Annotated in this window: 2 protein-coding genes and 1 pseudogene; all 3 read right to left on the minus strand. The window is 30.3% G+C overall.

Annotated elements, in window-relative coordinates:
• Window positions 1-277: 277 nt before the first annotated feature.
• Window positions 278-1,588: a hypothetical protein gene (locus DMC01_RS11645; RefSeq protein ID WP_142694374.1), complete on the minus strand. Its 1,311-nt coding sequence runs from the start codon at window positions 1,586-1,588 to the stop codon at window positions 278-280.
• Between the two features lie 10 nt (window positions 1,589-1,598).
• Complete coding sequence (locus DMC01_RS11650; protein ID WP_142694375.1) at window positions 1,599-5,159, minus strand: hypothetical protein; 3,561 nt, start codon at window positions 5,157-5,159, stop codon at window positions 1,599-1,601.
• 597 nt (window positions 5,160-5,756) lie between these two features.
• Window positions 5,757-6,897 (minus strand): annotated as a pseudogene (locus tag DMC01_RS13860) (lipase); the annotation flags it as partial.

The raw sequence follows: 6,897 nt of genomic DNA on the forward strand, positions 1-6,897 counted from the left end.
ATCTTCATTGTATTTTTTTAATCCCCTTGCACTTGGTAAGATTAAAGCAATTTGAGTGCAAGGATTAGCAATTCCAGCAATGCTATTAGGACAGTTTAAGATAGGCGAGTAAAGCAAGTCAGATTCAAGCATTATGGGCGCATCTTTTATTGAATCATCTTTTAGCTTTGCCTTGATGCTTTTTCCTAGTTTGCTTTTTAATAAAACCCTGCCTCCGTGAATGCATCTTAACTCATCGCATTCTAGGATGGGACAAAGAAGGGCGGTGGAATCTAAATCAATCCCTAATATTATGCTTCTTTGCGAACGTTTCTATCTCATCTCGCAAATATTGTGGAAAATGCTCTCTATGTATGGCTGGGATTATGGGATTTAGTTTTTTATCTAATTTGCCCTCTTTATACATCTTATCTAAATCCTCTTGGAGATAATAAATTGGTGCATTAGGATAGCCCTGTGGTGGTGTGAGAGTTAGGACTTTTGCTTTAAGTAGCATTCTTTTAATATATAAACTAACCTCTTCTTCGCTCCATTCATTTGGCAAATCCAAATGATAATTTGGTGTCCTTGCAAATTCATTTTTAAAAAAATATTCTCTATTTTCACTTGTATAATAATCGCTATCTCTAGGGTCTTTTAATCTGCCACTTTTTATCTCATCATAATAAGTCCGTGAAGCACTATTATTCATATCTATGGCATATCCAAATATTACATTTAAGTCTATAACCCAATCCACACCCATAATTTCATCAATATATGGAAACATTCCAAATCTATCTGATTTTATCGTTTTAGCAATTTTTTGTATTTCCATAGCACGCAAGGGATTTTTATGTAAGCCATCTATCATTCCTCTATATTGAAAAGAACCATCTAACATATTAAATGCCTTAGTAAGATGCCATTCAAATTCTAGCTCAATGTCCCCTAATTGTAAAAGCAACAATTTGATAGCATAACTTTTTGCGTGAAATCCATCATTACCTACTTGCACAGCTCGTCCAAATCCTTCTATATCGCCTAGGATTCCAGCGGCTAATTCCCATTCTCCCATAAATAAATATCCATCACCCAAATGCGCATTTCCCCTATTTTGCTCTACTTTTTCATAGATATAGGCATAGTCTTTGTTTATAAGATTGCCATTTTCATCAACACCTGCATAAGCATCATAGGGTATATCTATCACGGCACTTTTTAGTCCGCTTCTAATGATTAAATATTTATATCGCTCTCTTTTTGTTTTTAGCGATTCATAATATGCCTTTTCTTTTTTAGTCCAAGGGGCTATTGCACCTTTTGCTGGAGGCTTTAGATATAGATCTTTTAATGCTTTAAATTCCAAATATGTTGAGCTTTGCCCAGCTTTTTGCGTGGGGTCTAAATAAATGGGTTTGTAGGATTTTTTAGCTGATTGCATAATCTCCCACGCTTCAAACACGGCTTTGGAATATCGTTTGGTATATTTACCTATTCTGCTTTTATCTACATTATTAAATTCTATTTCATTGCTCTTTTTATCTACTTTTACGCTATGTCCATCTACTGTGTGAATTTCGTAAGTTTCGTTGTCAAATAAATACATATTTCCCCCTTTATCCCATAGATAATCCATCTTTCATTATTATGGTGGTTGCCAATCTACCTATGAGCTTTGGCCTAGATTCACTAGTTTCTTGTGTGTTTTGTATTGCTTTATTGTCTTTATCTAAGCCCACATACATAGCCTTAATATTGTTTTGTCCTATGATTTCTAATGCCTTTAAAAATGCTCTATGTTTTTTATGGTTTGGCTTATTATTGTTTGAATTTACATCAAAACAGTCCATATATACATCATCAAGATAATTCATAACTGTATGATATGCTTCTATGGCTTCAATCTCTGGCAACTGTTTTGAGCGATATTCATCATATAAAGATTGTCGTCTTTTATCCTCTGCTATATTTTGCATTTTTTTATTTTGCTTTGCGATATTGTCTTTGGTTTGATTATTTGCGTTGGGTGATGTTTTAAAAGTGCCTTTGCTATTTATTAGTGTTAAATATCTTGGGGGAGTGGACAAATCATTTAAATACTGTCTATTATTAAAAAAGTCTATGTCATCGATTGTAGCAAGGCTATCATTCATACTTCTTAACTCATCTAAACATAAATATGCTATCAGTTTATTTAATAGATAATTTTTTGTAGGCATTGTTTGATTATCAAAGCTAAAAAATAGCGATTCTAAAGTGCCAAATGCGCCTGTGCATAGTTTGCCACCTACAATCATATTTTTAAAATTAAATGATAAAAATGTATTATTCACGCACATAGGATAAAACACACCCTCTTGCCTTTTTAGTGAATATGGAGGATTGTATTTGTCAATAAAATGCAAAAATTGTAATTTTTCAAATTTTACTTTTGTTTGCTCGTAGTGTGTGATAAAATTTTCATTAAAAATATTTAGAATAATATCTTGTGCAATAGCTTGTAACGATTCAATAATTTTAGTACTCCAATATTGTTTTAAAAATATTCCTTTTGCATTCTGTATTTTGCTAGGGCTGGTCATTTGTTTGAAACCTTTTATTTTTTTAGAACTAGTGGCTAGAATCTGTGAATATTTATCGTTTTGCAATAGTATAATGTATTGTATAAATGCCTTTTTCTTTAGTTTTTTGAATCTTTTTTGTGCTTTTGTCGTTTTGCTATATTTTTTAGCATTAAAGCTTAGATTCTTATCCGTCATAATTTTCATTATATATGCTAATCCAAATTCCTCAAACATAGCATTCCAATAATTTCTATAAGTTCTTATCATTGTTTTTGTAAGATGTTTTGCAATGTCAAAGCCACTAATATTAAACAAAATATCTGCAAATGGAAAAAAAGAGATGATAAAGTCCTCAATAACAATATCTATGTATTTATCAGCACTGCCTAAATGTATGATTTGCTCGTGATTTTCATCATTTTGACTGCTTGTTTGTAATTCTTTTTCTATGGCGTCAAATGTATTATCTGTGCTATCAAAATCATCCATATTGCCATCATCTAAAAAATTATTTAAATACTCTTTCCATTTATCATCATTATCATCGTATTTTTCTAGCTTTAAAACAAACTCTTCTATACAAAAAACTTCTTGTTTATATTTTAGCTTTTCTTTTTGCTGTTTTGAAAAGCATAGCGGTATTTCTTTGTCTTCGATAATCAAAAAAGCCTTAAACGGCAATATATCAATAATTTCTTCATCAATTTTTATGCTTTCAAATTCTACAGAAAAAGTCCGCTGTTTTTTTATGACAATTTCTATGGAAGTATAAAAATGTTTAATCACATAGTAGGTCAAAGCAAGCAAAATTACCTCTAAAATATCATATTTTGTTTTTGGTTTCTTAGTTGTCTTTTCTACCATAGACATTTGTGCATCTTTATCAATATCGTATCTATTAAAAGAAATATCACGCGATTCTATAACTGTGATAATGCTATCAATATAATTTCTTAAGCATTGTATCCCCTCTTTAAAATATTTTTTCTCTTGTTCTAAAATTGCCTGTTTAGAATGGCTTTTTTCAAAAAAAGATTCGATAAATCTAAAGCTATTTATATCATCAATATGTTGTTGTTTGAATCGATAGTGCTCTTTTTCTAAAAATGTATCTCTATTATATATATCAGATTCATAAGAGCTAATTTTGTATTCAATTTCTTTTAGCTCATTATATCGTTTTTGTGGCATAAAAATAAAAGGGCTTAAATGCACCACATAAGGCTTATTTGGCTTATCTTTTGTGGTAATTGTATATTTGCTATAATCCATTATTGGATTATAATTTATTGGATTTTTGTGTAATGAATTACTTTTAAATTCACTGCTATTATTGCCATAATCTATACTGCTACCTAATTCTTGGAGCAATCTTTGAGTTAGTTTTGCATTATATTTTTGTGGTGCATTAGATATTATTAGATAATTATATCCTTGTTTTGCTGGGTCTCGCTTGTGGCTATTTTTTTCTTCTTTATTTTTTATAAAATGGACTAATTTAGCAGAATTAAAACATGGGCTTTCTATATAGCTAAGTCGATTATTGCTTGAAGCCATTTGCCTATCTAAAATCTTTGCAATATCTTTTTTGCCACAAATTTTTGTGTTTTTATTTTGTAAATTTGGGTTTATTGAATTAAGATTTAGCTCTTGCTTAAATTCTAGGCATACAGCCAAATTTTGCCCTATTGTAGCTTTGCTATATGATAAATCGCATTTAAATCCAGAAATTTCTATAAGCACACGATTATCTATAATCAAACTATGATTTAAAATACGGTTTTGAAAAAGCAAAATAATAGGCGCAATATCCTCTATAAAAAGCTCAATAATGGCATTTGATATAGTAAATTTATATTTTGAATCTAGCCATTCATCGATTCTTCCCCACATTTTAGCACCCTCAAAAAATGCACCAACCGCAAAGAGAGGTAAATTTGCTTTAGAAAAAAGACTTTTTATATCAAAGATATTGACAATACCAAAAAAGAAATTAACAAGCTCTTTGTAAATTTGCTTATTGCCGTCATTATAAATGGCTTCTATGTCCTCTATTATATTGCTAAAAGTGTTTTCTATACTATTTTTGCAATGCTCTTTATTGCCAAAAAATTCCATTTCATCAAACACGCTTATTTTTTCAATGATAGGTTTTTGCAAATAATTTTTGATGCAATTAGTTAGCGTATCTACATTATTATGCTTCAAAAATTCACTTATTGCACTTGATAAATTATCGGTGTTTTTACCGCCATTTAGCTCTTTGACAAAATTATATAAAATATCATTGATTGCGTTATCACTTTGCTTTTCATAGATTGTAAGAGTATTTTCTTGTTTGAGTAAATTGCTAAATACGCTATTTTTATCAATACTACCATAATTATGCACTTCTATTGTTGGCTTACTTTGCCTACTTTGCAATTCTTGCAAATGCAATATTAACCATTCATTAAGTGATAGTGTTGCTTTGTATGCATTATTTACAAAAGAGATTTTATCAAAATTAGAGCAATGCAAGACTATTTTTTGGGCTTTTTTTGTGTGCTTTGTAATTACTTGCAATAATTCGTCTTTGCTATGAATCAGCGATATTTTAGCATTATTTGACATTATAGTTTCCTTATTTACACTCTTTGGAGTATTTTTTCACTATTTGTTCGATTTGAGCACTATATTCTTTGGAGTCATAGATTTCTAAGCAAACATAAAAGCTTGAAAAATTTCCATTGTTATAATGCCTTTTTGTTTAATATTTGCCGATTTTTCCGTTTTGCCTCTACACATACCATTTTCTATTATGGCTTGTTTGAATATTTTTTGCAAGTTTTCATCGCTAGCACTAGCGGTATTTATTTTCTCATACGCTTTTTTACTTTATCTCAATTAGGTCTTTTGCATTTTATGTTTGCATTTTTTGTGCCACAAGTTGCCCTCCATTGCCATTATCTATCCTTAACTACATTTTTAATTATTGTTTCATTATTTTATATTTTAGCATAAAGGGTATTTGTTGATTGTCATTAAATTCTAGCATAATTTCCACCCCCTCCCCATCCTCTATCCACTCGTTTTTATGTGTCCATTCATATCATTGCTGTGTCTTAAATCATCACCCTCCAATCGTATCATTTCCTTTACATAGCTACAACAAATTTCAATGATGTATTTTTGTAAATGCAAATTCGCTTGAATCTATACTGAATTTTGTTAATCATCATTGTGTATATTGCTATCATACCACACATCATCTGCCATTATCTTAAAGCTACATATATTTTCATTCTCTAACCAACTATCTAATCCAACTGCAAATACAAAATCCAACTTCTTTGCTTTAGCTGGTGCTAAAAAAACCCTAATGTGAGTGATTACAATATCATCACTGCTCTCATTTGAATCGCTTGCATCGCTAGAATCTTTTATATTTTCAAAATCTACATTATATACAAATAATGCTTTGTATTTTCCCACTCCATATTCCTTATATTCATAGCTTTCATAAGGTTTTTTAAATATTTTAGGTATTTTTGTAGGAATCGCAAATATAAGGCATAGATGATGAATCCCTAGCATTATATCAATCTGCCTTAAATCATAAGATTTACTAGGGTAGTCTATCGCTATTTTATCTTTTAGCAACATATTCTCAATGTCTTTGGTGTCTTTATCAAAATCTAACTCTATGTTGCTAAAATACTCATCTTGCGTTTTTTCTTGCAATATATCATTAAGATAAAATCTAGCTATAAGCACATTGTCTTTTTGCTTATCATATTCCTTATAATGTAGCCTTAATCTTGGCTGTGTTAGCTTAATATTTGGTTTTTTAGCCTCTTTAGAATCTATATTGTTATTGCTAGGTTTTGGCGCATTTATCTTAAGCGTATTTTCTTGTTTAGTGCAAATGACAGCAAAGCCCTTATCGCTAAATACCCCACTCATACATAAATCTTGCATTATAGGATAATCTTCATTGTATTTTTTTAATCCCCTTGCACTTGGTAAGATTAAAGCAATTTGAGTGCAAGGATTAGCAATTCCAGCGATGCTATTAGGACAGTTTAAGATGGGCGAATAAAGCAAGTCAGATTCAAGCATTATGGGTGCATCTTTTATTGAATCATCTTTTAGCTTTGCCTTAATACTTTTGCCTAAATTGCTTTTTAATAAAACCTGTCCTCCGTGAATGCATCTTAACTCATCGCATTCTAGGATGGGGCAAAGCATTGCTATGCTGCTTAAATTTATCTTATTTTTCTTAAATTCAAGCTCTTTTTGTTGATTTATTTCATTTTCTTTAATTTTATTAGCCTCTTTGCTTTTGCATTCTAATTTTATATTTAGGCTT

Source organism: Campylobacter troglodytis (assembly GCF_006864425.1).
Taxonomy (GTDB): domain Bacteria; phylum Campylobacterota; class Campylobacteria; order Campylobacterales; family Campylobacteraceae; genus Campylobacter_D; species Campylobacter_D troglodytis.

Excerpts from the sequence above, each read along its gene's own strand:
- DMC01_RS11645 (WP_142694374.1), bottom strand. The coding sequence starts at position 1,588 with ATGTATTTATTTGACAACGAAACTTACGAAATTCACACAGTAGATGGA.
- DMC01_RS11650 (WP_142694375.1), bottom strand. The coding sequence starts at position 5,159 with ATGTCAAATAATGCTAAAATATCGCTGATTCATAGCAAAGACGAATTA.